The sequence below is a fragment of the Myroides odoratimimus genome, assembly GCF_001485415.1.
Classification (GTDB): domain Bacteria; phylum Bacteroidota; class Bacteroidia; order Flavobacteriales; family Flavobacteriaceae; genus Flavobacterium; species Flavobacterium odoratimimum.
The window spans coordinates 15,496-40,242 of the sequence record NZ_BCMQ01000018.1 but is presented as its reverse complement, the minus strand read 5'-3'; the positions used below and the strand labels follow the sequence as shown (position 1 = coordinate 40,242).

19 protein-coding genes are annotated in these 24,747 nt (G+C 33.3%); 17 read left to right on the top strand and 2 right to left on the bottom strand.

The window, feature by feature from the left end; genetic code table 11:
• The first annotated feature begins 1 nt into the window (after position 1).
• The 6 genes from MODO_RS13935 (at position 2) to MODO_RS13910 (ending at position 7,536) form a co-directional block, all read left to right on the top strand.
• A complete protein-coding gene (locus MODO_RS13935) occupies positions 2-1,207 on the top strand; it encodes a DUF4350 family protein (protein WP_006259430.1) in 1,206 nt (401 codons plus the stop codon).
• 9 nt (positions 1,208-1,216) lie between these two features.
• Complete coding sequence (locus MODO_RS13930; RefSeq protein ID WP_006259431.1) at positions 1,217-2,215, top strand: AAA family ATPase; 999 nt, start codon at positions 1,217-1,219, stop codon at positions 2,213-2,215.
• Positions 2,216-2,229: 14 nt separating this feature from the next.
• Positions 2,230-3,564 (top strand): DUF58 domain-containing protein, encoded by a 1,335-nt coding sequence (locus tag MODO_RS13925; RefSeq protein ID WP_006259432.1) that lies wholly within the window; start codon positions 2,230-2,232, stop codon positions 3,562-3,564.
• A 4-nt stretch (positions 3,565-3,568) separates the two neighbouring features.
• Entirely contained in the window at positions 3,569-4,363 is a 795-nt protein-coding gene (locus MODO_RS13920) for a TrmH family RNA methyltransferase (RefSeq protein ID WP_016361608.1), read from the top strand.
• Between the two features lie 109 nt (positions 4,364-4,472).
• Positions 4,473-7,070, top strand: a complete 2,598-nt coding sequence (locus MODO_RS13915; RefSeq protein ID WP_006259434.1) for an SEL1-like repeat protein — start codon at positions 4,473-4,475, stop codon at positions 7,068-7,070.
• A 1-nt stretch (position 7,071) separates the two neighbouring features.
• Positions 7,072-7,536 (top strand): GNAT family N-acetyltransferase, encoded by a 465-nt coding sequence (locus MODO_RS13910; protein ID WP_006259435.1) that lies wholly within the window; start codon positions 7,072-7,074, stop codon positions 7,534-7,536.
• 40 nt (positions 7,537-7,576) lie between these two features.
• On the opposite strand, the gene MODO_RS13905 is transcribed toward MODO_RS13910, so the two are convergent.
• A complete protein-coding gene (locus MODO_RS13905; protein WP_006259436.1) occupies positions 7,577-8,950 on the bottom strand; it encodes an MFS transporter in 1,374 nt (457 codons plus the stop codon).
• Positions 8,951-9,163: 213 nt separating this feature from the next.
• Here MODO_RS13905 and MODO_RS13900 point away from each other — a divergent pair, with 213 nt between their 5' ends.
• The 11 genes from MODO_RS13900 to MODO_RS13850 all read left to right on the top strand — a co-directional run bounded on the left by MODO_RS13900 (position 9,164) and on the right by MODO_RS13850 (position 23,343).
• Complete coding sequence (locus tag MODO_RS13900; protein ID WP_006259437.1) at positions 9,164-10,066, top strand: helix-turn-helix transcriptional regulator; 903 nt, start codon at positions 9,164-9,166, stop codon at positions 10,064-10,066.
• 92 nt (positions 10,067-10,158) lie between these two features.
• A complete protein-coding gene (locus MODO_RS13895) occupies positions 10,159-10,632 on the top strand; it encodes a GNAT family N-acetyltransferase (RefSeq protein ID WP_006259438.1) in 474 nt (157 codons plus the stop codon).
• Positions 10,633-10,637: 5 nt separating this feature from the next.
• Positions 10,638-11,429 (top strand): hypothetical protein, encoded by a 792-nt coding sequence (locus tag MODO_RS13890; RefSeq protein WP_006259439.1) that lies wholly within the window; start codon positions 10,638-10,640, stop codon positions 11,427-11,429.
• A 589-nt stretch (positions 11,430-12,018) separates the two neighbouring features.
• Complete coding sequence (locus MODO_RS13885; RefSeq protein ID WP_006259440.1) at positions 12,019-14,235, top strand: RelA/SpoT family protein; 2,217 nt, start codon at positions 12,019-12,021, stop codon at positions 14,233-14,235.
• A gap of 97 nt (positions 14,236-14,332) precedes the next feature.
• The gene (locus MODO_RS13880; RefSeq protein ID WP_006259441.1) at positions 14,333-14,803 is read left to right on the top strand and encodes a Fur family transcriptional regulator; all 471 of its coding nucleotides are present in this window, start codon (positions 14,333-14,335) and stop codon (positions 14,801-14,803) included.
• A 27-nt stretch (positions 14,804-14,830) separates the two neighbouring features.
• Positions 14,831-16,102 carry an adenylosuccinate synthase gene (locus MODO_RS13875; protein ID WP_006259442.1) on the top strand — a complete coding sequence of 424 codons (1,272 nt, stop codon included), beginning with the start codon at positions 14,831-14,833 and terminating at the stop codon, positions 16,100-16,102.
• A 124-nt stretch (positions 16,103-16,226) separates the two neighbouring features.
• Positions 16,227-17,909 carry an OstA-like protein gene (locus MODO_RS13870; RefSeq protein WP_006259443.1) on the top strand — a complete coding sequence of 561 codons (1,683 nt, stop codon included), beginning with the start codon at positions 16,227-16,229 and terminating at the stop codon, positions 17,907-17,909.
• Between the two features lie 4 nt (positions 17,910-17,913).
• The gene (locus tag MODO_RS13865) at positions 17,914-19,107 is read left to right on the top strand and encodes an aspartate aminotransferase family protein (protein WP_006259444.1); all 1,194 of its coding nucleotides are present in this window, start codon (positions 17,914-17,916) and stop codon (positions 19,105-19,107) included.
• Between the two features lie 29 nt (positions 19,108-19,136).
• Entirely contained in the window at positions 19,137-20,534 is a 1,398-nt protein-coding gene (locus MODO_RS13860) for a tetratricopeptide repeat protein (protein WP_006259445.1), read from the top strand.
• Positions 20,535-20,573: 39 nt separating this feature from the next.
• The gene (locus tag MODO_RS13855; protein WP_006259446.1) at positions 20,574-21,326 is read left to right on the top strand and encodes a shikimate dehydrogenase family protein; all 753 of its coding nucleotides are present in this window, start codon (positions 20,574-20,576) and stop codon (positions 21,324-21,326) included.
• 133 nt (positions 21,327-21,459) lie between these two features.
• On the top strand, positions 21,460-23,343 hold the full coding sequence (locus MODO_RS13850) for a DUF349 domain-containing protein (protein ID WP_006259447.1): 1,884 nt from the start codon (positions 21,460-21,462) through the stop codon (positions 23,341-23,343).
• Positions 23,344-23,464: 121 nt separating this feature from the next.
• Here the strand turns inward: MODO_RS13850 and MODO_RS13845 are convergent, their stop codons facing one another.
• Positions 23,465-24,739 (bottom strand): tetratricopeptide repeat protein, encoded by a 1,275-nt coding sequence (locus tag MODO_RS13845; RefSeq protein WP_006259448.1) that lies wholly within the window; start codon positions 24,737-24,739, stop codon positions 23,465-23,467.
• Positions 24,740-24,747: the final 8 nt, after the last annotated feature.

The following is a 24,747-nucleotide window of genomic DNA, read 5'->3' as shown; positions in this document are numbered from 1 at the left end:
AATGAGTAAATCAACAAAAACAATGTTGTTCCTTTTTATCGTGATTATGGGCTTTGTTTATTTTATAGAGTCTAATAAAGTAGATCCGATAGATTGGCGCGAAACCTTAGATAATACACATAAGATTCCCTTTGGGACATATATACTAGATCAGGAAATAGACAAAGTGTTTCCTAATGATAGTATAATCAGAATCACTGGAAATGTCTATGACTTCTTTAAAGATAAAAAGTATGATAGTATACACACTAACACACTGTTCTCTTTAAAGAACTATGGGTATATAGACTCTTTCGCTAGAGTCAACCTACATCACTATATAGCAAAGGGAAACACTGCTGTTATCTTTCAAGATAATATAGATGGGTTAATCGAAGGTATAGAGACAGACTATCTACAGTATACATTACAAGAGGAATTATTAGATCAAGATAAGGTGTCAGTAACATTAGCTAATCCGAATATTTCTACTTATTCGTTTCAGTTAAAAGACTTAAATACGAACTACTTCGATATTCCAGATTCTCTACGTACAAAGGTAGAGGTGCTAGGATACTTAAAGTATAAAGGAGTCAAATATCCTAACCTTATCCGCTATAAAGAGGGATCAGGTCAACTTATATTAGGACTTCAGCCTATTGCATTTACAAACTATAATTTGTTAGAAAGTAATAATCACCTTTATGTTCAGGGTGTATTATCTTACTTACCTCAACAGAACACCTACTTCACTGTATCTAGATTACCAGGAGATAATGAGTACCACTCTACTTCTATTCTTAGATTTGTGTTTAAACATCCTGCCTTGACATGGGCGTGGTATTTCTTCCTTGGAACGTTGTTTGTGTTTATCATTTTCACAGCAAAAAGAAAGCAGAGAGTAATACCGATTATCACACCGCTGTCTAACACTACTGTTGAATTTACCAAAATAGTGTCTAATCTTTATATTCAAAATAAAGACTATGAAGACTTGATTAATAAACACATTATATACACCTTAGAAAAAATAAGACGTGTACATTGGCTAGATACCACTAAACTAGATGAAGTATTTATCAATAACCTGCATACCAAAACCAAAAAAGACAAAGAAGATATCATCAAATTTGTCAGGTTTATAGAGCAGTTTAAAGCTGCCCCACACCATGCATCAGAAGAAATGCTAATCGAATTAAACAAAATAATTGAGAAAATCATTGATTAAAGATATACTATGGAAAATACAGTAACCCCAGAAGAAAACTTACATTTCGAATCTAGACTAGATTTGAGTTTGTTACAAGAGAAGGTAAAAGGAATCAAAAGTGAGATACAGAAAGTAATCGTTGGTCAAGATAAAACGATAGATCAAATCATTGTATCTCTATTAGCTAATGGGCATATTCTATTAGAAGGTGTACCGGGAGTAGCCAAAACACTTTCTGCTAAATTATTAGCTCAGACTATCGATATGGGCTTTAGCCGTATTCAGTTTACACCAGATTTAATGCCTTCTGATATATTAGGTACCTCAATTTTCAATATGCAAAAAAGTGAATTTGAGTTTAAAAAAGGCCCAATATTCTCTAATCTTATCTTAATCGATGAGATAAACCGTGCTCCTGCCAAAACTCAGGCTGCGCTATTTGAAGTAATGGAAGAACGCCAAATCACAATAGATGGACATTCTTATAAAATGAATGAGCCATTTATAGTAATAGCTACTCAAAACCCTATTGAACAAGAAGGTACTTATAGATTACCTGAAGCGCAATTAGACCGTTTCTTATTTAAGATTAATATAGACTATCCTTCATTAGAAGAAGAAATCGCTATCGTTCAAAGAGAACATGAATTATTAGATAAAAAGAAAACTACGATGATTAATAAAGTAGTTACTCCTAATGAGATCATTTCTTTCCAAAAGCTAATCAAAGAAATTATCGTTGAAGAGAAGATCATTGAATACATTGCTAAGATTGTTGCTGATACTCGTATTAATCCATTGTTATACCTAGGAGCTTCTCCTCGTGCCTCTATTGCCATCCTGAATGCCGCAAAAGGATTCGCTGCTATTAACAACAGAGACTTTGTAACACCTGAGGATATTAAAGAAGCTGCTATACCAGTACTAAAGCACCGTATAATAGTATCTCCTGAAAGAGAGATGGAGGGGGTGACAGCCAATGATATTATTAATCAAATCATCGAATCAATAGATATTCCTAGATAATAAAAACAATACTTATGTTTAAATTATTCAAGCAACTTTATTTACAAAAACGAGTGTATATGGTCTTAGGGACTATTATAGCTCTATTTGTACTTGCCTTTATATTTCCAATACTGTATAAAGTTGTTTGGGGGTTATTTGTATTATTTTTTGCTATCATATTGGTAGATATCACCCTGTTATTCAACAAGAAGAATAAAGTAGATGCTGTGCGTATCTTACCCGAAAAGCTATCTAATGGTGATGATAATACCATCTATATCTCCATAGAGAATAAATATAATATCACAGTACAATGCGATATTATAGATGAGATCCCTTTTCAATTTCAGAAAAGAGATTTTGAAATCACTAAAACCTTGGCTCCTAAGGAACAAAAAACTCTTAGCTATACCTTAAGACCTACGACTAGAGGAGAGTATGTCTTCGGAAAGTTAAACGTATATATATCTAGTCCTCTTAAATTAGTATCTAGAAGATTTGTTTTTTGTGATGACAATACCTTAGCTACCTACCCTTCTTTCATTCAGATGAAGAAATATGATTTGATTGCTTTTTCTAAAAACAAGTACGCTTTTGGAATGAAGAAAATCAGAAAGATTGGTACTACTACTGAGTTTGAACAAATAAAGGAATATGTATTAGGAGATGATATACGCAATATTAACTGGAAAGCAACGGCTAAATCTAGTCAATTAATGGTCAACCAATTTCAGGATGAGAATACAGAGTCTGTTTATAATATTATCGATAGAGGGCGTGTGATGCAGATGCCTTTTAATGGTTTATCTTTACTAGATTATGCGATTAACTCTACCCTAGCCTTATCTAATGTTATTCTTAAGAAAAATGACAAAGTAGGATTAATGACTTTCTCAGAGAATATCACAAACCAACTCCCTGCTGAAAGTAAAATAAGTCAATTGCAAAAAGTCATGGAACAATTATACAGAGTCAATACTAACTTTGTAGAAAGTGACTTCGGAAAACTATATGCGCATATTAGACATAAGATTACACATCGTAGCTTGATTATTCTTTACACTAATTTTGAATCCTTATCTAGCTTAAAAAGACAGTTACCTTACCTAAGAGCTATTGCAAAAAATCACGTTCTATTAGTCGTTTTCTTTGAGAATACAGAGTTAACTAAACTGACTGAAAAAAAGGCTAAAAACACAGATGATATTTTTGACAAAGTAATTGCAGAAAAATTTAACTTTGAAAAGCGTTTAATAGTAAATGAATTAACCAAATATGGTATTCAATCTATACTAACTGCTCCAGAAGAATTATCCATAAACACGATTAATAAATACCTGCAAATCAAAGCTAAGGGTACCTTATAATATGATGATTAAAAAAATAGAAAGCTCACAAAACACCTTGATTAAAAGCATTGTTCAACTTCAAGAAAAATCTAGAAATAGGAAACAATCGGGTACATTTGTTATTGAAGGGCTTCGAGAAATAGAATTAGCAACTAAAGGAGGATATTCATTAAAGACTCTTTTATTCTATCCTGACCTTGTGTCTGAGACCTCTCTACGACCTTTTATTTCAAGAGAAACAGAGCTAATAGAAATATCTAAAGATGTATATCAGAAACTAGCTTATAGAGATACAACTGAAGGGGTAATAGCTATCGCACATACAAAATCATTAGACCTAGAGGATCTAAAGCTTTCTGAGAACCCTATAATCTTAGTAGCTGAAGCTACAGAGAAACCCGGAAACATAGGTGCCATACTTAGAACTGCTGATGCGGCTAATATAGATGCTGTCATCATCGCTAACCCTAAAAGTGATATCTATAATCCTAATGTAGTGCGTTCTAGTGTAGGATGTGTTTTTACAAATCAGATAGCCATGGCTTCTACTACGGATGCTATTGCCTTTCTAAAAAAACACAACATCAATATCTACTGTGCCACATTACAAGATTCAACTTCTTATCATACAATAGATTATAAAGAAGCTACTGCATTCGTAGTAGGTACAGAAGCTACTGGACTTACTCAAGAATGGAGAGATGCTAGTACGAAGAATATCATCATACCTATGAGTGGGGTGATAGACTCCATGAATGTATCTGTAGCTGCTTCTATCTTACTGTTTGAAGCAAAACGCCAACGAGATTTTAAATAACAATATATACAGCACCTTATCCAAGGTGCTTTTTTGTTTTATATAGCGGTAAATAGTGACATTGCAATACTATTTTTTATTCTATTTTTGAATACAAAAATAAAGCAACATGGGACATAGACATATCGTAACTAATATAGACTTAACATCACAGGGAGAAGTAGAATATCACTTCGTAGGAGAGTGGAAATATGAAATACCTTTATTCTTCTTTCCCCTATTCTGCATTCCTGTACAGTCTAAAGAGTTAAAAGATTACAGTCTTAAACCTTCTTATCTTCTATACTTCAGAATGAAAGAAGCCATGCCTTTATTTGAACAGTTTCATCAGTGGATACAATCAAATATAGATATACTCGTTCCTAAAGAACATCAACCTAGTTATTTTGAGTCTTATCAAAAGCAACTATATTACTTCAATAATTTAGAGGGAGATAGCTTTGTACTTGATGGTTCTGATGTCTATAATATGAGTGAAGGTAGCCATAAAGCTCTAGCTAAAGAATATTTAGCTACTATAGAGCGATTAGCTGCTGAGTTTAAAGAGCTATTAGATAGTAACGCTTCTATAGAACAATTCAACAACTCTGATATTGCAAGTTACTTCTTTCCTTTTAGTACATTCCAAGAGTATCTTAATAATGATAATGCTAACTATGGATGGGATTGGTTAGAAGTTGCTTTTCAACCAAACTATGACTTTTTACACTTTGAAGAGAACGAGCGTTGGGGAATAAAAAAGCTTGATGGAGAGATTATTCTACCTGCTATTTATGATGGAATTGGGGAGTTTGAAGAAAGTGGATTAGCTTATATTATTTTAAATGATAAATGTGGATTAATAGATAAAACAGGAAAGATTGTCTTAGAGCCTGTTTGGGATTATGTAAGTGATACAGGTGTCACTTATGTGCAAGGTAATACTGATGATCCTGAAAACTATGACACCATAATAACTTGTTCTTTAAAGAAAGAAGAGAAATACGCACTGTATAACCTTACTACCCAATCTTATATTACTGACTTTATCTACGATGAAATAGAGCTACTAAAAGACGATTATTACAATGTTCTACAAGGTGATTTATACGCTGTATTTAATTATAAGGGAGAAGAGTGCATATCGTTTACCTCTACTGCTCCATTCGAATACTACTATCAATATTTCTGTGGAAAACAGAAGAACAAAAACATCATGTATTCTAACGAGTATAGTTTTATAGGTAACTTTGATTTTAGTGATATCACGGATATTGGGACAGGTAATTGCTTATTAGTTCCTTCTATAAATGGCCCAAAAATCAAGAAAATTATTAATGCGCAAGGAGAACTTGTCTTAGATAATGTAAAAACAGCAGAAGGGCTTACAGAGAAGTGTATTAAAGTAATCACTGATGCAGGAATGTCTATCTATGATCTTGAGTTACAACAAAACTTATTTGAACCAATAAAAGGACGTATCGAGAAGTATATCTTAATGGATATTAACCTTAGAATAGGCGAAGTATATGTAAGTTCAGGCAAGAAAAAAGGTATTTATGATTGTAACAGACGGGTATGGACTACTCCATTACAAGTTTGTACAGACTTAAAAAATGTGGCAGATGATTTGTATGCATTAAAAAACAATCAATGGTCATTAATAAGAACAGAAGAAGAAATACCATTAGTAGAAGGATGTAGTTATATAACAATACACCCTCTAAACAAAAGTACCTACCCTGTTATTATTTACAAAGACAATGGTGTATATACTTGGCATGACAATAGTTTGCAACTATTATCTAATACCCAATTAATAGCATTAGCTACTCGAATGCATTACAATCAGGAAGGTGAAGTAGGTTTGTTTAAACCTTCTTTTACAGTACAGTCAAAACAATTTACACTAAGGGATTATAAAGATTTAGAACCTTTTTATATTACTAAGATTAAAGATTATTACTTAGAAAATGACTTTACAGAGTTGTATGAACAATTACTGAGCTTTGCAGAAGAATTAAACAATGATGATCTCTTGCAAGACTTAGGGTACAAATATTTAACTGAAGAAGAACATCTTGATTATCCTAAAGCATTAAAGTTATTTTTAAAGGCTTCTGAGTTGGGTAATCATTATTCTGCTACAAACATTGGTTATATGTATTTTGAAGCCTTAGGAGTAGCTTATGACAGTAAACAAGCTATAAAATATTATAAATTAGGAGCTGAAAGAGGAAATAGTCAAGCTAAGTTAAACTTAGCTTATATTTACTATGAAGGCGCAGAGGGAGTTGAAAGAGATTTTAAAGAAGCACTAAAGTACTTTCTTCCTTTAGACAAAACATGGGGCTTCTATGTGACTAATTATATTGCTGATTGTTATTACCTTCTTGGTGAGTATAAAAAAGCGTTGAAGTATATTAAAAAAGACCTTAAAGAAGAAGATCATTTAGGTTCTTTCTTAATGGGTAAATTCTATAACCTTGGTTATGAAGTTAAACAAGATACGGCTAAAGCCATTGAATACTTTGAACAAGCTGTGGAAAAAGGTTATGTATATGCTACTACTGATTTGTTGTATATTTATGCCTATGATGAGAAGTTTAAAAACAGTGAAAAGTTGGCTTATTACTTAGATATAGCTAAAGAACACGATTTAGATGTTCCTTTAGATCTTAAAAGCAAAAACACATTGAAAAACTTTTTAAGTAAATGGTTTAAATAATATGATACAAATACGTCCTGCTAGATTAGAAGATATACCTCAATTACAATTGCTTTATCAAAAGCAGTTTGTAGTAATGCAAGAATATCAACCTGATTACTTTAAAGCTGACCTACCTGCTATTGAATTCTTAGAAGAAACCATACAATCGGATGAATGGGACTTCTTAGTCGCTGTAGATAATGAACAACTAATTGGTATGGTTGCCTTGTTTATAGAGCATACTTTACCTTATGAATGCTTTGTGCAACATAGATACCTCAACTTTGCTGATATCTATGTAGAGCCTGAGTATCGTAGCTCAGGAATTGGGAAGCAATTAATTGATGCTGTTAAACTATGGGCAAAAGATAAACAAGTAGACTACATAGAGCTTCTTGTAGTAGAACAAAACAAACGTGCTTATGAGTTATATCTCAAAGAACATTTCGAGCCTGTTCATACTGTAATGAGGTATAAGATATAATAAGAAACGCCCTTGCAATGATTTGCAAGGGCGTTTCTTATTACTCTTTTAGAGCTTTAACAATGCCAAAACTCAAAAAAAAAGCTATCAATAGCAATACACAAATTAAAGCCAGCACTACTGCAAACGCTAAAGTATAATCTATAGTTTGAGCAATGCCAAAAAACACACTTCCAATAGCAGCTACTCCAAATGCTGAACCTATCTGCAAACCACAATTGACAACTCCTGAAGCTAATCCTGCAAACTGAACAGGTATATTACTTAAGCTTAATCGAACTACAGATGCTAATGTCAATCCCATACCACATCCAATTACAAATAAATCAACCTTAAACAAAAAGGGCTCAAAACTATACAAAGTATATAGTAATAATAAGAAACCTATTCCATACACAACTAATCCTAAAGAAAGAATAGTCTGCTTAAAATACTTACTTATTAAAGAAGAGCTCAACGACATTATAATAAAACCTATGCCGAAAGGAATAATAGCCTTACCTGCCTCCATACTTGTCCAGTGTAATTCTTCTTGTAAATAAATACCTAATACTAAATAAAACACTCCACTTGCATAGTATAGAAAGCTTGTAATTACTCCTAGTTTTAAATTCTTAAACTTAAAGATAGCAAAGTCTACTAAAATGCTCTTTTCTTCTTGTTTACGCTTATACTGAACCTTGACAAACAAATACAAAAATACTACTGAAGCAACTAAGAATACTATAGTCTGTATATCTATTCCCCTCTCCACTATAGTAGTCAAAGGATAGATAAAGCTCATTAATCCTAAACTTAACAAAGCAGTCCCTCCATAATCGACTTTCTCTATTGACTTAAACTCTTGTTTAGGCAAGGCTATAATTGCCATGACCAACGCAAATAGCCCCACAGGCAGATTAACTAAGAATATCACACGCCATCCTAAGTTAAACACATTCCACTCTATCAATACTGCCCCAAGATATTGTCCTAATGCAGCGGCTATCCCAAAAGTAAAACTATACAAAGCCATTACTAAACGCTTTTCTCTTTCATCAAAAAGCGTATGAAGAATAGCTAAAACTTGTGGTATCATTATAGCTCCAGACACTCCTTGTAATACTCTACCAATAATCATCATCACAGGTGACTGAGAGAGGCCACAGAGTACAGAAGAACTAATAAAACCTATTAACCCAATAATGAATATTCTCTTGCGCCCATAGATATCTCCAAATCTCCCACCTGATATCTGAAACACAGCATAAGCACAAGTATAGAAAGATACAATCATCTGCAATTCACTACTACTCGATTGAAGAGAGTGTTGTATAGAAGGCAATGCTAAATTGACAATATAAAAATCTAAAGGTGAAAGTATAGTGGCTACTAATAATATAAATAGTATAAACCATTTGTCTTTAAAAATCATAAAACACATTTTAAAAACTTAGTCTAAGATCTACCTCAACTAAGCTATTATTACCTTACAAAATTCTTAAAGAATTATACTTACTTGATAACGCTATAAGGTCACAAAACAACGTGAGAAGAAGTATCATAACTAACTACAAATCATTTCACTAACAACTTATTTAAAACCAATATAAAAACTTATTTTTGCAGATGATAAGAAACATAAGCTATGTTACAAGGAAATAATCAGGGAAACCTAATCGTAGATAATCATCATATAGTAGGAGCTACATATACTATGGATATTACAGTAATCCATACTGCTATAGCGAGTATTAAACACGGAGTATACACTGCCGAAGAAGACTTCTATCACACTGTACTTCCTACTAAAGAATCTATTCTTACATGTAGCTGTATACAAGGAAGTAGCTTAACCTTAAACCATGACAACCTCAACATTCATGAGCAAGGGGCTCTATTGTTTAAAGAAAAAGCTGTTCCTTATGAACACATTATGAAAACAGCAAAAGACAAAAGAGGAGAATTCTTAGAAATAGCAGTAAACAAAACCTTTGTCACCAACTTATTTGAAGAAGAAAAAGAATACTTAGAAGAGCTATTAGGTAGCCAATCTTCTAAACTCATCTTTGACTTAAATCTTAATACATTACAAGTATTACAACAGCTTATCTCTAATCCATATCAAGGAAAACTTGCAGAACACTATATCAATAATAAAGTAGAGGAAGCTCATTTATTACAATACCACAATTGGAGTTATAATAGACCCCATAAAGAATTAAGCCTTCACCGAAAAGATGAACAGGCACTACACGAAATCAAATCGTATATCACAGATAATTATAACAAAGACTTCACAATACAAGAGTTAGCGTTGAGAGTAGGTATTAACCAAACCAAACTAAAGAAAGGCTTTAAAACACTCTTCGGAACGACTACGTTTAAGTATATCCATGACCTGCGCATGCAGAAAGCTTTAGAAATGATAAAAAGTAGAGAGTATAATATCTACGAGATAGCAGAGTATGTAGGTTATAAACACAGTCACCACTTCTCCACAGCATTTAAGAAATACTATGGTCAGCTACCTACTAAGATAAAAACATAACCTATGCTACCAACTCCTTTCATATAAAAATATCATATGTCCTAGTCAGTCTAATGATAAACCTATATTTTAGTCACTTAATACTACAACCCATGATAAGAAAAGCACACTTAGACGACATCCCTGCGATACATAAACTATACAGCACTCTCTTTGACGGAATGGCAGCATTAGAGCCTGCCTATATGAAGGTAGCACAGCAAGACACTGCTTTTATAGAAAGTGTTATCAAAGGAGAAAATGATTTTATTATTTTTGTAGCAGAAGACGATAAGGAAGTTCAAGGTTTTGCTATAGCACAGTTACAGAGTGCACCACCCTATAGCTGCTTTGTACAGCAACGTTTAGTTTACCTAATGGATTTAGTTGTTAACCCTGATAGTCGCGGAAAAGGCTATGGAAAGAAGCTAATCCAAACTGTCAAAGAATGGGGAGTTCAAAATAAGGTAGACTACTTCGAATTAAGTGTTCTATCTCAAAATAATAAAGCAATAGACCTATACCTAAGAGAAGGGTTCGAGACCTTTAATATCTCTATGCGTATGCGCCTTGACGACAAAGCATAAAACAAATGAATCAAACTGACTATGCAATAGGTATCACCGTACCAATAGAAGCAGATTATGTATTATCACCTACTGTACTGTATGATGACGAACTTACAGGTATCTACTTTAACACAGAAGATGAGCAGTACGGCCGTATCACATTTAATAATCTAGATGCGATACGAGTATGTCGTGGAGAATATCTTCCCTATCCAGATGACTGGACAGAAGATAAGGAAGTGCCTTGGGTCTATGAAGTACAGCATTCAAAATGGCAGATGGAACGATATAGGTATGAAAAAAGTCATTATGGAAGAGCTTATGAATTCGGTGGTGATGTAGAAGATATGTGTACAGATTTTAAGCATTATATCTTTAAGTTTCATGACCAATTTGTTGAAGTTATCGCAAGAGGTTTTTGGTGGGAAAAAGACACTAAATCTTTAATGAACCAACCTCTACAAGTAGGTCATCCTTTCTTAAACTTACCAACTGAAGAAGCAACTTTACATCAAGCCCATGGGTTAACTACTCAGATTACTAAAAATACACTGCCTATTGAGGTGCTAATAGAACAAGCTAAGTATTGCTCTCAAAAGTTATATCAATTTTCATTAGTATTAGAAGGGAGTACTAGTGTGGACAACACCGTATCTATAGTGAATAAAGAAGGAAAAATACAGAGTGAACTAAGAGGATACTTTGGCGGAAAGACTAAGGCTTTTGATGGCATCCCTACTTTAGAAGAAGTCCTTCCGTATATAGAACAGTACATGTCAGAAGTAGCAGAAAGAAGAAGAGCAATGGGAAAATAGATTCTATTTTCATTATATTGCTCTCAAGAACTTCTAATCGTTATTTAGCCACTTTCAGATTAATGACTCATAAGATATTTCAGATTACCTAATTATCCTAAACTACTCTAGTTTTCTAGCTGAATGGTATTAGATTGATTTGGTATAAGTCCGTACTGTGTCCGTTATGAGTCCGTAGTGAGTCCGTTATTTTGACTAAAATAACGGACTCACTACAGATTCATGTCTTAATTACTACTTACTCATTTCGAATGAGATTAAACCTATACATTAAGGACAGTAAAAGAGATTTACTAGATTATTCTTAAGAATTACACAATATCATATATAATATATCTCTTTCATAAACATACAGTTTATCATTTCACCTTTATCAGTCAGTATTTTACTATCATTTACTCTATTATTTAGCCCTCTTAATCTTATATAAATCCAAATATACTATCTAATCAATTGACAACAAACAAGGTGTAACAAATAAAACTAAATAATAAATCTCTATTTTTTTAACAAATCATAGTCCTCCTATAACTGTTTTTTCACTATATTTAATGAACACTATTTTAGATATAAAAGTTGCGAATTATATATGACAGAGGAAGAAATTGAATTAGAAAACAAAGCAATTGCTAAAGAATACAAAGAGCTTTTAAAAATAAGTTATCAGACCTTATCTGAGGATGATAAAAAACTAATCCGTAAAGCATTTGATGTAGCGGTTGAAGCTCATAAAGACCAAAGAAGAAAATCTGGAGAAGCTTATATTTTCCACCCAATTGCTGTGGCCAAAATTGTCGCTTCAGAAATCGGTTTGGGTCCTACTTCTATTGCAGCTGCTTTAATGCATGATGTAGTAGAAGACACAGATATTACGGTAGAGCAAATAGAAGAATGGTTTAATCCTAAAATTGCCAAAATTGTTGAAGGATTGACAAAGATGGCGCTGTTAGAACCAGATCCTCATATCTCAATGCAAGCGGAAAACTACCGCAAAATGCTATTGACACTAAATGATGATGTCCGCGTAATCTTAATTAAGATAGCTGACCGACTGCACAATATGCAGACGATGGAAAGCATGGTAGATTATAAACAGGCCAAAATAGCGTCTGAAACTTTATATATCTATGCCCCTTTAGCCCATAGACTAGGATTATTTAACATCAAGACTAAACTAGAAGACTTAGGTCTAAAATATACAGAACCTCGCATCTATCAAGACATCGTCAATAGAATGCAAGAAAGTAAAGAGGAACAAGATCAATACATAAAGACTGTAAGTGAGATATTAAAAAAATCATTAGACGAAGAGCAAGTAGAATATTCAATGAAAGGTAGACCGAAATCTATCTACTCTATCCGTCGTAAAATGAAGGCTCAGAACGTAACCTTTGATGAGGTTTACGATAAATTTGCCTTGCGTATTATCTATAAGTCTACTCCACATGATGAGAAATTTATCGCATGGAAGATTTATTCTATTGTGACAGATCACTTCCGCCCTAGCCCGAATAGACTTAGAGACTGGATATCAGCGCCTAAATCTACTGGATATGAAGCATTACACATCACAGTGATGGGACCTAAGGGAAGATGGATAGAGATACAGATACGTAGTGAGCGTATGGACGAAATAGCTGAGAAAGGGTATGCTGCTCACTATAAATATAAACAAGGTATCACAGAAGAAAACAGCTTAGACAGATGGCTTAATCAACTGAAAGAAGCATTAGAAAATGCGGAAACAGATGCTGTAGATTTTGTAGAAGACTTTAAGCTGAGTTTATATGCTAAAGAGATTTACATCTTTACTCCAAAAGGAGAGATTAAATCTCTACCTAAAGGAGCTACAGCCCTTGACTTTGCCTTTGCGATACACTCAGAGGTAGGCTTGCGTACTAGAGGAACTCGTGTTAACGGTAGACTAGTACCACTGAATCACGTGCTTGCTAGTGGTGATCAAGTAGAAGTAATCACATCAGAAAACAAAAAACCTAGCGTAAGTTGGCTAGATTATGTGACTACGACTCGTGCTAAAAACAAGATTAAGAGTTCTTTAAATGAAGATACGAAGCGCATAGCTGAAGATGGTAAAGAACAACTACAGCGCAAGCTAAAACACCTAAAGGTAAATCTAGACGAAAAAACGGTCAATGAAATGGTAGCTTATTTTAAGCTAAAAACAAGTCAAGATTTATTCTATAGAATTGGAGCTGGTGTCATTGATAACGTTCAATTAAAAGAATACGCTGCCAATAGAAACAACTCTTTATTTAGCTTCTTTAAAAAGACAATAAAAAGAGCGCCTTCTATCCCAGTTATCACAGATACAGCTGCTAATAAAACAGGTGATTTACTTGTATTCGGTAAAGACAATGAGAAGTTAGATTACAAGCTAGCTACTTGTTGTAACCCTATACCAGGTGATGATGCATTCGGATTCGTAACGATAAATGAAGGAATAAAAGTACATAAGACTGACTGTCCTAACGCGATCAGTATGCGATCTAATTATGCTTATAGAATCATCCAGGCACATTGGGTAGATTCTAAGGAAGCGATGAACTTCGAAGCGACTATTAACATTACAGGTCTTGATTCTGCTGGTCTAACTACTGAGATTACGAAGATTATCATAGAAAGTAAAGTCATCAATATTCGCAGTATCTCATTAAGTGAAAATGCTGGAATATTTAAAGGATCTATCACAGTGATCGTTCCAAACAATGATGTACTGAAAAAAATGATGGGTAATCTTAAGAAAATCGAGGGAATAGAAAAAGTAACACGTGTAAATCCATCATAAAATAATTATAATTTATTCGCATATAGACTAACCTTATTTGATTTATTATAATTCAAACGAAAATAGCTCTATATTTGCAACTAAGATATTTTTGAATATGGGAAGTGAAAAAAATCAAGAAATCGTAAAAAATGTGTTCACGAAGTTTTTAGAAGAAAGAGGACATCGTAAAACACCTGAGAGATATGCTATTCTTCAAGAAATATATGATAGCGAAGAGCACTTTGATATAGAGTCTCTTTATATCAAAATGAAGAATAAAAATTATCGTGTAAGTAGAGCTACGCTTTACAATACTATTGAAATTCTTTTAGAATGTGGGCTTGTAAGAAGACACCAATTTGGTCAAAACCAAGCACATTACGAGAAGTCATATTTCGATAAACAGCATGATCACATTATCTTAACCGATACAGGAGAAGTAATCGAGTTTTGTGATCCTCGTATACAGACTATTAAAAAGACAATTGAAGAAATCTTTAATATAGACATCCACAATCATTTTCTATACTTCTACGGAAGTAGAAAAACAGTAGAAGAGGAAGAACAAGTGGAAAACAACAACTAATTTTCAAACTTTTTAACAACACAAACAATGACAGTAGACTTACTACTAGGCTTGCAATGGGGCGATGAAGGAAAAGGTAAAATCGTAGATGTACTAACTTCTAAATATGACATCATTGCTCGTTTTCAAGGAGGACCAAACGCGGGACACACTTTAGAATTTGATGGGATTAAACATGTATTACGCACTATCCCTTCTGGAATTTTCCATAAAAATTCTATTAACATCATTGGAAATGGTGTAGTGATTGACCCAGTAGTTTTCATCAAAGAGATTGAGGGATTAGAGAAGTTCAACATCGACATTTACACAAGATTATTAATTTCTAGAAAAGCTCACTTAATCTTACCTACTCACCGCTTACTTGATGCAGCTTCTGAAGCAGCAAAAGGAAAAGCTAAAATCGGTTCTACATTAAAAGGTATTGGCCCAACTTATATGGACAAAACAGGTAGAAATGGATTAAGAGTTGGAGACATCGAACTTGCTGACTTTAAAGAGCGTTACCGCAACTTAGCAGATAAGCATGAGGCAATGATTAAGTTTCACGATGTAGAATTGCAATACAACTTAGCTGAATTAGAAGAAGAGTTCTTCGCAGCAGTAGAGCAATTAAAGAAATTAACGTTCATCGATAGTGAAAACTATATCCATACAGCTCTAAGAGAAGGTAAATCAGTCCTAGCAGAAGGTGCACAAGGATCACTGTTAGACGTTGACTTTGGAACATATCCATTCGTTACATCATCTACTACTACGGCAGCAGGTGCATGTACAGGATTAGGAGTAGCTCCAAATAAAGTTAAAAATGTATTTGGTATTTTTAAAGCTTATACTACACGTGTTGGTAGTGGACCATTCCCTACAGAATTAGATAACGAAATCGGTGCTACTATGGCTACTGTAGGTCGTGAGTTCGGTTCTGTTACAGGACGTGCTAGACGTTGTGGATGGTTAGACCTTGTAGCTTTAAAATACGCAGTAGACGTGAATGGAGTTACAGAATTATACATGATGAAAGCTGACGTATTATCAGGTTTTGAATCATTACAAGTATGTACTAAATACTCGTATAAAGGAGAAGAGATTACTCACTTACCTTACAATATCGAGCCAGAAAACGTTGAACCAATTTATGTTGAGAAAAAAGGTTGGAAAGCTGACTTAACAGGATTGACAGAGTATGATCAATTACCAGTGGAACTAAAAGAGTACATCAAATTCATCGAAGATGAAGTAGGTGTACCTGTAAAAATAGTTTCTGTAGGTCCAGATAGAACACAGACTATCGTAAAATAAAATACTTAAAAAACACTTCTTAGGAAGTGTTTTTTTTTGCCCTTCTACTACCCTGTTTATAAATTCTTCTTAACTAAAATCTTTGTACGCATTTTTTACTTAAATTTGAAAAAAATATAGTGACTTGAGAACAATACCGTATTATTTACTTTTTATACTATTCGCATTACTAGGTTTTAGTCAAAACAAAAAAAAAATCATCATACATCACGCAGACTACTCTGATATCAATCATGAAGTACTGCCAGATGCCGTAATCTTAACAGGAAATATCTCTGCTGAGCATGACGGTATGAATATGACATGTAATAAAGCGTACTTCTTCGAAAAAGAAAACTACCTAAAGCTTTTTGGGAATGTACACATTGTACAAGGTGATACCCTAACGATGAATAGCCATTATGCTGAATATAATGGAATCAATGGTTTTGCTTATGCACAAGGTGATGTACTACTTACTTCTCCAGACTCTACCTTAGAGACCGATACTTTAAAGTATGATCGTTTTAAAGATCTTGTATTCTATGATAGTCATGCCACTATTCACAACAAGGGTAGCGTATTAGAAAGTGAAAAAGGACGTTACTACACTACTGAAAAGAAATTCCAATTCTTCACAGCTGTAAAAGTAACTTCAGATAAAGGAACAGTGATCAAGTCTAATCACTTAGATTTTTATGAAGTACCACAACACTCGTATGTATTTGGCCCTTCAACAATAACTAACAAAGAAGATTATATCTATACAGAAAATGGTTTTTACGATGTAAAAAACGATTTAGGTAAGATGGTAAAAAACTCTTTTATCTGGTATGATAAAAGAAAAATAGAAGGAGACTCTATCTATTACTCTAAACTAAAAGATTTTGCTTCTGCAACGAATAACGTTAGAATAACAGATACAATCAACAAAAGTAAAATAACAGGACACTACGCAGAGTTATACAAAGCTCAAGACTCGATGTTCGTGACTAAAAAAGCTTTAGTTAGTATGAAGTCACAAGAGGGAGATTCTGTATATATGCATGCTCCACGTATCTTACTGACTGGAAAAGACAAAGAGCGTGTAATACGTGCCTTTAACGATGCTCGTATACTACGTGATAGTATGAGTGGTAAAGCTGACTCTATTCACTGGAGTGAAAAAGTTGGGTTAACACAGATGATAGGTAAACCTGTTATCTGGAATGGAGATAGCCAGGTCACAGGTCGTTTTATTCACCTACTAAGTAATGCAGAGACACAGAAGATGGACTCTCTAAAAGTATTAGAAAATGCCTTCGTGATTCAAAAAGATACTATCGGAGATGGTTATAATCAATTAAAAGGTGTTAACTTATATGGTAAGTTTAAAGAGAATAAATTAGATGAGTTAGACCTGATTAAAAATGCTGAACTTATCTACTATATGTACAATGATAAGAATGAATTAGTAGGTATAGATAAAGGGATTTGCAGTCATATCAATGTTACTTTCCTAGAAGGTAAGATTAATACGGCTACGAAGTACGTAGATCCTAAAGGTGATCTCTACCCTGAAAAGCTACTACCTAAGAATGCTCGTCTATTAAGAGATTTCTTATACAGAGGGGATGAAAAAATAAATTCATTAGAAGATATATTCACTGATGAAGAAATAAATAAAGAAAAAAAGGGAGAACAAGCGAGAGAAGACATGAAAGAAGGGTTCAACAAACCAATTGATATACTCCCTGAAACTATAAAAGCTACTCCTGGTCTATCTAAAAAGCTAGAAGAGGACAGCAAAAAACAAGAGAATAAAGCGTCTAAAAAAGACAAAAAGTAAAGTAATGAAAGAAGATTTTTATAAATACCAAGCACAGACTTCACCTAATCCTCTAGCAATGGAGATTTCTCATGCTAAAGGATCTTATATATATGACAAGAATAACAAAGCGTATTTAGACTTCGTAGCAGGTGTATCTGCATGTACATTAGGACATCAACACGAAAGAGTAAATAACGCGATTAAGGATCAATTAGATAAGTATTCGCATGTAATGGTATATGGTGAATATATCCAAGACCCATCTGTAGAATTCTGTAAACTGCTAGCAGAGAATATCCCTGCTCCGCTAAATAAAACCTATTTAGTAAACTCAGGTACGGAAGCTACTGAAGGTGCTTTAAAATTAGCAAAAAGAGTAACGGGAAGAAGTCAACTAATCTCTTGCTTTAACGCTTATCATGGTAACACTATGGGATCTATGAGTGTTATGGGATTTGAGGAAAGAAAGCGTGCTTTTAGACCATTACTTCCAGATGTAGACTTCATTCACTTTAACTGTGTAGAAGACTTACAAAAGATAACAACTAAAACAGCTGGTATCATCTTAGAGACTATACAAGGAGGTGCTGGATTTGTAGAGCCTTTTGACGGATTCTTAACTAAAGTACGTGAAAGATGTACTGAAGTAGGTGCGTTAATGATCGTAGATGAAATCCAACCAGGTTTCGGTAGAACAGGTAAACTGTTTGGGTTCCAAAACTATGATGTAGTTCCTGACGTAATCGTTATGGGAAAAGGTATGGCTAGTGGGATGCCTGTAGGTGCATTCACTGCTAGTGACGAACACATGAATCTGTTATATGACAACCCTAGATTTGGTCATATCACTACTTTTGGTGGGCACCCTGTTATCGCAGCAGCGAGTTTAGCTACTTTAAGAGAATTAGTAGAAACTGACCTTATGGCTCAGACACTAGAAAAAGAAAAGTTGTTTAGAGAGCTATTAGTTCACCCTCTTATTGAAGAAATCAGAGGTCGTGGTTTAATGATCGCTCCTATGACACCTAGTGCTGATATCACCAATAGAGTGATCATGAAGTGTCAAGACAAAGGATTAATATTATTCTGGTTACTATTTGAAGGAAAAGCGATAAGAATCACTCCTCCCCTTACAGTATCAGAAACAGAAATAAAAGAAGGATGTGCTATCATCATTGAAGCGCTAAATGAAGTACAAAAAGAATTAGGATTATAATATTCTAAATAATCAACTTAAATACAAATATGCATTTAGATAACGAAGAAGAAGAATACAAATTATCTCTATCTCGTTTTGAGTCTATGTTAAAGACCAATAAGGTTTTGTTTTTTGATTCAGAAGAGTTTGAGAATATCATTCTACACTATCTCGATTCTGGAAAGCTAAACCTAGCGAAAAAAGCACTAAAACTGGGACTAGAACAACATCCTAACTCTATTGGGTTAAAACTGGTAGAAGTAGAATTATTAGTATTCCAAAACAAATTAGAAGCTGCTGACCGCTTATTAAACGAAATAGAGAGTATCGATCCGGAGAATGAAGAAGTTTTCATTCAACGCGCTACTGTATACTCTAAAAAAGGAAGACATGAAGAGGCTATTGTATCTCTACAAAAAGCATTGACTCTGACAGAGGATCTAGCAGATGTCTACTCTTTATTAGGAATGGAATATCTATTATTAGATAAAATAGATCAAGCAAAAGATAACTTTATCCTATGTCTAGAACATGATGAAGAGGATCAGTCTGCTTTATATAATGTTATATACTGTTTTGACTTCCTTAGTGAGAATGAGGAAGCTATATCGTACTTAACTAAATTTATTGATAAGAATCCATATAGTGAGATTGCTTGGCACCAATTAGGAAGACAATACTTCACTGTTAAGAATTATGAGAAGGCAGAGTGGGCTTTTGATTATGCTACCCTGATAGATGAAGAGTTTATCGGAGCTTATATCGAAAAGGGAAAAACGCAAGAAAAGCTAAATAAGTATAAAGAAGCTATTGAAAACTACATGACTACACTAGAATTAGACGATCCTAATTCTTATGTACTTATGCGTATAGGTAGTTGTCATGAGAGTCTTAATAACTTCCCGCAAGCTTATCAGTATTACAAAAGAGCGGTACATGAAGATCCTATGCTAGACAAAGGTTGGATAGCATTGACTGATTTATGTATCATAGAAACTAATTACGAAAAAGCATTATTCTATCTACAAAAAGCATTACAAATTGATGAATTCAATGAAAAATACTGGATAAGACATGCTATTCTAAATAAAACATTGTTTAACTTTGAAGAAGCTGAACGAGGTTATAAGGTAGCTGCAGAGCTTGGAACTGATATTGTAGAGCATTGGACTGGTTGGGCAGATGTATTATATCTTCTAGGAGATTTTGACACTGCTATACAGAAGCTTTTACAAATAGCTAACTTCCATCCTAATGATGCTGAGATAGATTATAGACTAGCTGTTATACACTTTACCCTACATGATATAGATAAAGGTACAGAATGTCTAACTAATGGTCTAAACAAGAACTTTGAAAAGAGAACAATTATAGAGACATACTTCCCTAATCAATGGGAGAATCCTATAGTACAAAGTATTATCAAAAATCACAATAAACAATAAAGCTATTCTTCTGAATAGCTTTTTTTATAAGAACTCAATATGACTAAACGCTACGGATTAATAGGTAAAAACATAGATTATTCTTTCTCACGTACCTACTTTGCAGAAAAGTTTGAGAAATTAAAAGATAGAAAAAGTATCTATGTAAACTTTGATTTACAAAACATAAATGAGTTTTCTAAAATACTAGAAGACCACAAGGATATTAAAGGGTTAAATGTAACTATTCCTTATAAACAATCTATTATCCCATATCTAGACTCACTTTCTAAAAAAGCGATAGCTATAGGAGCAGTTAACACGATTCAAATTAATAAAAAAGGCCAATTAAAAGGTTATAATACGGATTGGTATGGATTTTACCATTCTCTAAAACCAATGCTTAAATTTCATCATAAGCGCGCCTTAATACTTGGTACTGGAGGAGCTAGCAAGGCAATAGAATATGCTCTTAAGAAATTAGGCATAAAATACACTTTCGTAAGCAGAACAAAAGAAGAATATAATCTAACTTATAGCGAACTGACTGCAGAAGTAATGAATCATTATACCATTATAATCAATACTACACCTGTTGGGACTTTTCCTAATATTGATCAGATGCCTGAAGTCCCTGTACACTTGCTATCAAAGAGACATATAGTATACGATCTTATCTATAATCCTGAAGAAACAACCTTAATGAAAGAAGCAAAAGTGTATGGTGCAAAAGTAAAGAACGGCTATGAAATGCTAGTACTTCAAGCAGAAAAAGCATATAAGATTTGGAATAAGCCATTCAGTGGAGATTAATACTAAATAATTGATATAAATAGTTCTAGCAAAAGAAAATTGCGATTTATTCAATATTTTTTCCTAAATTTGAGAGAGCACGTTTATTTATTGTGCTTTACTACATATTGTTTAAATAAATACTTTTTCAAACATGTTAGAACAAAAGAATGATAACCTGCATGAGCTAGCAGATGGACAAAAACCGGAATCAAATTCAAATGCGGTTGTCCCAACTGATAAAGAAAAAGCTCTTGATTCTATTACAGCTTCAAATGCTGAAGAAGGTGAAGATTTAGCTTCTTATGAAGAAAGCAATATCCCTACTGTTAACTATGAAAAACTAGACTTAGAGAAGCTAACTAAGGAACTTCATAAGCTAATCAAGAATTACAAGGTAACAGCTATTAAAGATCACGTAGAAGACATCAAAAAAGAATTCTATACTAAGTATAATGATCTTGTGGACGAGAAGAAAGAAGCTTTCTTTGATGAGAATCCTGATGCGAATGAGTCAGATTTTCAATACATCCTTCCTATTAAAACTGATTTTGACAAATACTATGATGAGTATAGAGTAGCTAAAAATGCATACTTTAAACAACTTCAGAATAATCTTAATGTAAATCTAGAAAAACGTTTATCTATTATAGAAAAATTAAAACAATTAATAGAAAACGAGCATAACGGTGATGCATTAAAACAATTAGGAGAACTTAGAGAAGAATGGAAGACTGCGGGACCTATCCCAAAGGACAAATACAATCACGTATGGAATAACTACCACTTCCATGTAGAGAGATTCTACGATCAGTTACACCTAGATAGAGAATCAAGAGATCTTGACTTTAAATATAACTTAGAACAGAAACAAAAGCTAATCGCAAGAGCAGAAGAGCTATTAGAGAATGATGACATTATTAAGTCATTTAGAGAGCTACAGACCCTACACAGAATCTGGAAAGAAGAGATTGGCCCTGTAGATCGAGATATAAGAGAACAAATCTGGGATCAGTTCAGCGAAATCACAAAACAACTGCATGATAAGCGAGAAATATTATTCGAACAACTGAGAAGTGTCGAAAGAGAAAATCTTGCCTTAAAAGTGGCTATAATAAGCGAAATAGACATTCTTTCTAAACAAAAGATAACTAACCATAACCAATGGCAGAAAGAAATAGCTAAAGTAGAAGAATTAAGACAACGCTTCTTCTCTATAGGTAAAGTGCCATTAGATAATAATGAGCAAGTTTGGGATTTATTTAAACTAGCTACAAGAAACTTTAATAGTAATAAAAATGCTTATTACAAAGAACTTAAAAAAGAGCAACAAGACAACTATGCTAAAAAACTAGCATTGATAAAAAGAGCTCAAGAATTAAAGGACAGTGAAGATTTTGCAAAGGTTACTCCGATTATGAAAAAGATACAGGATGACTGGAAACTAATAGGCCATGTACCTCGCAAATACTCTGATCAACTATGGGCTGACTTTAAAGAAGCTTGTAACTCTTACTTTGATAGATACCATGCTATTAAAAATAAAGAATCAGCTGTAGAATTAGATGCTTATAATAGAAAGAAAGAATACTTAGATCTATTAAAAGGATTCCAACTATCTGGTGATCACAAGACAGATTTAGGAGAGATTAAGAATCATATCAATAACTGGAAATCTATTGGTTCTGTACCTGCTAATAAACGTTTTATAGAAGGTAAGTTCAACAAGATTCTAGATGTACTATTTGATAAACTAAGTTTAAGTAAAAGAGAAACTGAAGCTGTTAAATTTAATAATAGATTAGAATCTATATTAGAGACAAATGACAAGCGAAAGCTACAGAATGAAGCTCTATTTATTCAAAGAAAAATAGAAGAAATAAACTCTTCTATCATTCAATTAGAAAACAATCTAGCCTATATTCACAATGCTACTGATGACAATCCTTTTGTAAAAGAAGTTAAAAAGAGCATCGAAAAACAAAGAGATGATTTAAAAATCTGGGAAGATAAACTAACCCAAATTAGAAATATATAAGTACAAAAAAAGAGAAACATTAGTTTCTCTTTTTTTGTTTAATAATAAACTGAAATACTCTAAAAAAACAAAAGGTGGATTTAATAAATCCACCTTTTTATATTATAATAGAATCCTATTATTACTTGTTTGTTTTAGCTTCTAATGCTTTTAATTTATCTGTCATTTCTAATGCACGATAAATATTTTTTAAAGTACTAATAGCTGCTTCATTACCAGGATTGATAGAAATAACTTTCTCTAAGTCATTCATCGCATCTTTATAAATAGCATGTTTTTCTTTTTGGTACTGCTCATATTTCTTATTATCAGCAGCAGACATACCTAAGCTATTCATTTTATTAGTCAACTCTTGGTCTGGTTGTAACTTAAGGAAAGCCATGTTTAAATAAGCATTCTCAGACTTAGGGTTGATACGGATAGCTTCTTCATAATATTTACGGGCATCTTCAAAACGTCCAGCATCAAAACTAGTAACTCCTAAGTTGTATAATAATACATCATCATTAGGGTTTTTAGCTAAAGCTTGTTTTGCTAACTCCTCATATTTACCCATATTATTAGACTTTAAATAAAGATCCATATGAGTTAATAATAAGTTGATATCGTCTGGGTTAGCTTCTCTAGCTGCAACAATAGCTTTCTCAGCCTCTTCTGTTTTACCTTCTTGGCTATAGATTAACACTAAGTTTTTAAGAATTTCTGGTCTTTTAGAATCCTCTTTTACAAACTTAGGATCAGTATGAGTACCTTGTTTTACCATCAAGTCACGCATTTTAGAGTCTTTTCCAAAACTTTGTACTTGACCAGAGGCTTTCTCTATAGCTGTATAGTAAGACTCACTTCCATTATATCCTAAATCAACTAATTGCTTATAGTTCTCTACAGCAGTAGCATAATCTTTAGAGTTAATAGCCGTAGAAGCAGCATAGTATAAATACACTGTGTCTTTAGGGCTTAACTGATAAGCTTGAGTAAAACGTCTAGTAGCTCCTTTATAATTAGCAGAGCCATTATCTTCGATAGCTTGTCCTACAACTTTAGTTGCAACGCTTGCTATCTCTTCATCAGCTTGTTTAACGATTTTACTTCCTTTATTTGTTTCAAACTCATTCAATTTTTTGTAAGAAGCAATAATAGCATCAACGTTATTATCTACATCTACATCTTTTTGAATTTGAGAATACGCTAATGTTCCTTGTAGAGCATAATATTGTGCTTTCTCAGCGTTAGAAGCATTTCCTAATACTGCCTCAACTGCTTTTAACGCAGCAGTTGCTTCAGTTACATTTCCTTTTTTTACAGCTTTCTCAGCGTCTTTAAGCTCTTTCTTTTGAGCCATTGTCAACCCTGATAACATTAAAGCTGACAATAAGTAAACATATCTTTTATTCATAATATATT

Bases quoted from the DNA above. Each gene is read 5' to 3' on its own strand.
- MODO_RS13920 (WP_016361608.1), top strand. From the start codon at position 3,569: ATGATTAAAAAAATAGAAAGCTCACAAAACACCTTGATTAAAAGCATT.
- MODO_RS13855 (WP_006259446.1), top strand. From the start codon at position 20,574: ATGACTAAACGCTACGGATTAATAGGTAAAAACATAGATTATTCTTTC.
- MODO_RS13890 (WP_006259439.1), top strand. From the start codon at position 10,638: ATGAATCAAACTGACTATGCAATAGGTATCACCGTACCAATAGAAGCA.
- MODO_RS13845 (WP_006259448.1), bottom strand. From the start codon at position 24,739: ATGAATAAAAGATATGTTTACTTATTGTCAGCTTTAATGTTATCAGGG.
- MODO_RS13925 (WP_006259432.1), top strand. From the start codon at position 2,230: ATGTTTAAATTATTCAAGCAACTTTATTTACAAAAACGAGTGTATATG.
- MODO_RS13860 (WP_006259445.1), top strand. From the start codon at position 19,137: ATGCATTTAGATAACGAAGAAGAAGAATACAAATTATCTCTATCTCGT.
- MODO_RS13910 (WP_006259435.1), top strand. From the start codon at position 7,072: ATGATACAAATACGTCCTGCTAGATTAGAAGATATACCTCAATTACAA.
- MODO_RS13880 (WP_006259441.1), top strand. From the start codon at position 14,333: ATGGGAAGTGAAAAAAATCAAGAAATCGTAAAAAATGTGTTCACGAAG.
- MODO_RS13865 (WP_006259444.1), top strand. From the start codon at position 17,914: ATGAAAGAAGATTTTTATAAATACCAAGCACAGACTTCACCTAATCCT.
- MODO_RS13885 (WP_006259440.1), top strand. From the start codon at position 12,019: ATGACAGAGGAAGAAATTGAATTAGAAAACAAAGCAATTGCTAAAGAA.
- MODO_RS13930 (WP_006259431.1), top strand. From the start codon at position 1,217: ATGGAAAATACAGTAACCCCAGAAGAAAACTTACATTTCGAATCTAGA.
- MODO_RS13935 (WP_006259430.1), top strand. From the start codon at position 2: ATGAGTAAATCAACAAAAACAATGTTGTTCCTTTTTATCGTGATTATG.
- MODO_RS13900 (WP_006259437.1), top strand. From the start codon at position 9,164: ATGTTACAAGGAAATAATCAGGGAAACCTAATCGTAGATAATCATCAT.
- MODO_RS13850 (WP_006259447.1), top strand. From the start codon at position 21,460: ATGTTAGAACAAAAGAATGATAACCTGCATGAGCTAGCAGATGGACAA.
- MODO_RS13905 (WP_006259436.1), bottom strand. From the start codon at position 8,950: ATGATTTTTAAAGACAAATGGTTTATACTATTTATATTATTAGTAGCC.
- MODO_RS13875 (WP_006259442.1), top strand. From the start codon at position 14,831: ATGACAGTAGACTTACTACTAGGCTTGCAATGGGGCGATGAAGGAAAA.
- MODO_RS13915 (WP_006259434.1), top strand. From the start codon at position 4,473: ATGGGACATAGACATATCGTAACTAATATAGACTTAACATCACAGGGA.
- MODO_RS13895 (WP_006259438.1), top strand. From the start codon at position 10,159: ATGATAAGAAAAGCACACTTAGACGACATCCCTGCGATACATAAACTA.